Origin of the sequence: Candidatus Planktophila sp., assembly GCF_040402315.1 — a bacterium.
Taxonomy (GTDB): domain Bacteria; phylum Actinomycetota; class Actinomycetes; order Nanopelagicales; family Nanopelagicaceae; genus Planktophila.
In genome coordinates, this window is the sequence record NZ_JBBAMU010000046.1 from 1 (window position 1) to 4,486 (window position 4,486).

Genomic DNA, 4,486 nt, shown 5'->3' on the forward strand with positions numbered 1-4,486 from the left:
GACATTACTTGGCCGCCAATTCTGCAGCACGTGATGCTGCTCCATCCATAGTCTGCGCCTGCTCCACCAGAGGATGGTTAGCTGCGCTTAGAATTGCGCGTCCTTCAATAACGTTATTTCCATCGAGTCGAACAACTATTGGCTTTGTTGCCTTTGGTCCGAGGAGTTCCAGAGCCTGAACAATTCCATTTGCTACCGAATCGCATGCTGTGATTCCACCAAAGACGTTGACCAATACGCTCTTTACATCTGCATCACCAAGGATGATGGAGAGTCCATCGGCCATCACTTGGGCAGATGCTCCGCCGCCAATATCGAGAAAGTTAGCTGGGCGCATTCCGCCAAATTTTTCTCCAGCATAGGCAACAACATCGAGAGTGGACATCACAAGCCCGGCGCCGTTTCCAATGATTCCAACTTGACCGTTATCAAGTTTGACGTAGTTCAGCCCCTTCTCTTTCGCAGCGGCTTCTAGCGCATTGGCGGTGTCGTGATCAACGAGTGCTTCATGACCTGGTTGGCGAAAATCAGCATTCTCATCAAGAGTTATTTTTCCATCAAGTGCGACAATGCGACCATCTTCGGTTTTAACAAGCGGGTTTACTTCAACAAGAGTGGCATCTTCTGATTGGAAGGTCTCCCAAAGTTTGACTAGTACGTCTGCAACTTGCTCCGCTACATCTGCCGGGAACTGTGCCTGGGTAACAATCTCCTTCGCCTTTGCTAGTGAAATTCCATCGACAGCGCTTACCGGCACCTTCGCTAATTTCTCTGGCGCAGTGTGTGCTACTTCTTCGATATCCATGCCGCCAGCAACAGATGCCATCACAAGAAAGGTGCGGTTAGATCGATCAAGAAGTATTGAAACATAATATTCATCAACAATGGGAGCAGCCTGGGCAATCATCACTTTATGAACAGTGTGGCCTTTAATATCCATTCCAAGAATGGCGCCAGCTTTTTCTTTTGCATCGTTTGCATCAACTGCAAGCTTTACTCCGCCCGCTTTTCCACGTCCACCAACTTTTACCTGCGCCTTAACAACAACCTTGCCGCCCATCTTCGCCGCAGCATCGTGTGCTTGATCTGCCGTTGTAGCAACCGCTCCTTGTAATACTGGAACGTTATGTTTTTCAAAGAGATCGCGGGCTTGGTATTCGTAGAGATCCACTAATGGGCTCCTTCAGGTGTGGCTAATGAGCAGGGCGTCTATGCTCTAATCCTAAAGGCTTAATTTATAGCGCTGTGACAGGGGCATATCGAAGCAGCAGGCGTTTATCTCCGTAGGCGCCGAAGTTAATGGTCGCCTCTGCTTTATCGCCCTCGCCGGCAAGTGCAACGACGGTGCCAAGTCCGAATGTGTCATGAGACACACGCTGACCAACTACAAGTGCCATCGCTGTCGATTTCTTTCCGGTGGCGCGTGGTGGTGGCCCTGATGGCAAGCGAGATTTCTTCACACCGGATGAGGATGTCAATGATGAACGACCTTCGCTCTTCCATTCCATGAGTTCAGCAGGAATCTCATCGAGGAATCGTGATGCCGGGTTGTATTTAGGTGTTCCAAAAGTTAAACGATATTCGGCTCGGGAGATGTAGAGACGTTTTTCTGCACGAGTAAGTCCGACATATGCAAGTCTGCGTTCTTCTTCAATCTCTTTGGGATCATCCAAAGTGCGTGCATGAGGAAATATTCCATCCTCCATTCCTGTAAGAAAGACTGTTGGAAATTCCAGACCCTTAGCGGTATGTAGAGTCATTAAGGTAACAACTCCCCCGTGATCTTGCCCATCTGGAATTTCATCGGCGTCTGCTACAAGTGAAACTTTCTCAAGGAATCCTGAAAGTGAAATCTCTTCATCCTCGATCAGTTCTTCAAATGGACGCTCTTCATATTCTATGGAGGCCGAAACAAGTTCCTTAAGGTTCTCCACTCGTACTTCATCTTGTGGATCCGTACTCGCCTCAAGTTCTGTCAGCAATCCAGATTGCTCAAGCACCGCTTCAATAATCACTGATGGTTTGATCTTGGCTTCCACGAGCGTTTGCAGAGCAGTTAGCATCGATGTAAAAGTCGCAATCGAATGTGCAGCCTTATTAGGAACCGCTGTTGCCTCGGTTACTCGCAAAAGTGCGTTCCAGAATGTGATTGCCTGTGATTCGGCGAAGAACTCAACTTCTTCTAGTGCTCGATCTCCAATACCTCGCTTAGGAAAATTAATAACTCGGCGCAGCGAAACTTCATCGTCAGGATTGGCCAGCACCCGAAGGTATGCCAGTAGGTCCTTTACCTCTTTGCGCTCGTAGAAGCGCAGCCCACCCACGACTTTGTATGGAATTGCGGCGCGCATAAATACCTCTTCAAAGATTCGAGATTGCGCATTTGTGCGATAGAAGATGGCGGTATCGCCTGGGTTTGAGTGGCCCATATCTTGTAGTGAGCGAATCTCGCCCTTAATAAATTCAGCTTCGTCATACTCTGATTCTGCAACATATCCAGTCAGTGGTGCACCAGATCCAGCATCTGACCACAGATTCTTCTCTTTGCGAGATTCATTCTTGGTTATCACTGCGTTCGCTGCGCTGAGAATATTTTGGGTGGAGCGGTAGTTCTGTTCAAGTAAGACCGTAGTTGCGTTCGGGTAATCAACTTCGAATTGTAAAATATTTCGAATTGTTGCTCCACGGAAGCCATAAATTGATTGGTCGGCATCGCCCACGACGCAGAGCTCTGCTAACGGGAAGCCGTCACCTTCGACGCCAGTGAGTTCCTTCACCAATTGATACTGGGCATGATTTGTGTCTTGATACTCATCAATCAAAATATGACGAAAGCGAGAACGAAAGCGCGCCTTGGCTTCAGGGAACTTCTGTAAAACCTGAACAGTCTTCATGATCAAGTCATCAAAATCCATCGCATTTGCTTGTTGTAACCGCTTTTCATAGAGGGTATAAACATCGGCAACGATGGTTTCGAATTGATTGCTAGTCTGACTTAAGTAGTCATAGGGTGTCTGTAATTCGTTCTTCGCATTAGAAATCAAATTCTGGAATTGGCGTACTGGATAACGCTTGGAATCAAGATTGAGCGTCTCCATGACTCTTGAAATGAGCTTTTGCGAATCGGCAGAGTCATAAATACTGAAGGTGCTGCTGTAGCCAAGTCGTTCAACCTCTTGGCGCAACATGCGCACACACGATGAGTGAAAGGTAGAGACCCACATTGACTTTGCGACCGGGCCAACAAGTTCAGTGACCCGCTCTTTCATCTCACCGGCAGCTTTATTGGTAAATGTAATTGCCAAGATTTCATAGGGGCGCACATCTCGTCTAGCCATAATGTATGCAATTCGGCGTGTAAGCACGCGCGTTTTTCCAGAACCAGCACCTGCCACAACCAGGAGAGGTGATCCGGCATGAGAAACCGCCTTCTGTTGCTGCGGATTAAGTCCGGCTAGCAATGGGTCGGTCGCGCTCATGCCGCGGAGTCTATTAGGCTGGTGCATCATGGAGCCTATTGCAGATTCAGAGATCAAGCGCGTTTTAGTTATCAATGCTCACCCGGATGATTCAGATTTTGGAGCCTCAGGAACTATCGCCCAGTGGGTGAAGCAAGGCATTGAAGTCTCTTATGTGCTGTGCACCAATGGCGACCAAGGTGGCGAAGAATCTGGATTTACTAAAGAAGAGATGCCCGAAGTTCGTCAACGAGAACAACGCGCAGCATGTGCCGCACTCGGAATCAGTGATGTCACATTTCTCAATTATGTAGACGGTCATCTCGAGCCAACTATCGCGCTGCGCAAAGATATTGTCAGGCAGATTCGCCGGGTGAAACCAGATCGCATGATCTGCCAATCACCTGAACGCAATTGGGATCGCATCGGTGCCAGCCACCCAGATCACTTAGCTGCCGGTGAAGCCACAATTCAAGCGGTTTATCCAGATGCTCGTAACCCATTTGCCTTTACAGATTTATTACAAGAAGGTCTACAACCGTGGAAGGTGAAGGAAGTCTGGATGCAAGGTCACGCCCATCCGGATCACTTCGTTGACATCACCGACACATTCCACTTTAAGTTAGCTGCCCTAAAAGAACATGCTTCACAGACTTCACATATGGATAATCTGGAAGAAATGTTGCGCGAATGGGGCCAACGTAACGCTGGCTTAGGCGAGCTTCCCGAAGGTCGAATCGCGGAAGCATTCAAAATCGTAAATACTAATTAAATATTAGATACTGAAGGTATCGATTCCTGCATTATTTTTGCTTCTCTTAATCTTTCCATACGATTCAAGTACTTCAAGGTGTCCAAGTACGGGATAGACCAGATATTTATATACCGGATTTGGCCATGGTCCCATTCGAGTGTGTGCAATCTCAATCAGTTCTAGCATGGTTATTGGCTTAGCAGCTTCTTGAAGAGTCTCGAAGCAGATTTTTTCAATTCGATCTGTGTACGCCAGAGATAGATCTAGAAAATCA

3 protein-coding genes and 1 pseudogene are annotated in these 4,486 nt (G+C 47.7%); 1 reads left to right on the top strand and 3 read right to left on the bottom strand.

Going from position 1 to position 4,486, the window contains the following annotated elements; genetic code table 11:
• Positions 1–4: 4 nt before the first annotated feature.
• On the bottom strand, positions 5–1,171 hold the full coding sequence (gene sucC / locus AC9UEP_RS05705; protein WP_509544975.1) for an ADP-forming succinate--CoA ligase subunit beta: 1,167 nt from the start codon (positions 1,169–1,171) through the stop codon (positions 5–7).
• 64 nt (positions 1,172–1,235) lie between these two features.
• Positions 1,236–3,479 (bottom strand): DNA helicase PcrA, encoded by a 2,244-nt coding sequence (gene pcrA / locus AC9UEP_RS05710; protein WP_509544978.1) that lies wholly within the window; start codon positions 3,477–3,479, stop codon positions 1,236–1,238.
• 28 nt (positions 3,480–3,507) lie between these two features.
• Between pcrA and AC9UEP_RS05715 the strand changes: the two genes are divergently transcribed.
• Positions 3,508–4,230 (top strand): PIG-L deacetylase family protein, encoded by a 723-nt coding sequence (locus AC9UEP_RS05715; RefSeq protein WP_509544981.1) that lies wholly within the window; start codon positions 3,508–3,510, stop codon positions 4,228–4,230.
• A 3-nt stretch (positions 4,231–4,233) separates the two neighbouring features.
• On the opposite strand, the pseudogene AC9UEP_RS05720 reads toward AC9UEP_RS05715, so the two are convergent.
• A pseudogene (locus tag AC9UEP_RS05720) lies at positions 4,234–4,486 on the bottom strand (MBL fold metallo-hydrolase); the annotation flags it as partial.

Bases quoted from the DNA above. Each gene is read 5' to 3' on its own strand.
- pcrA (WP_509544978.1), bottom strand. From the start codon at position 3,479: ATGAGCGCGACCGACCCATTGCTAGCCGGACTTAATCCGCAGCAACAG.
- AC9UEP_RS05715 (WP_509544981.1), top strand. From the start codon at position 3,508: ATGGAGCCTATTGCAGATTCAGAGATCAAGCGCGTTTTAGTTATCAAT.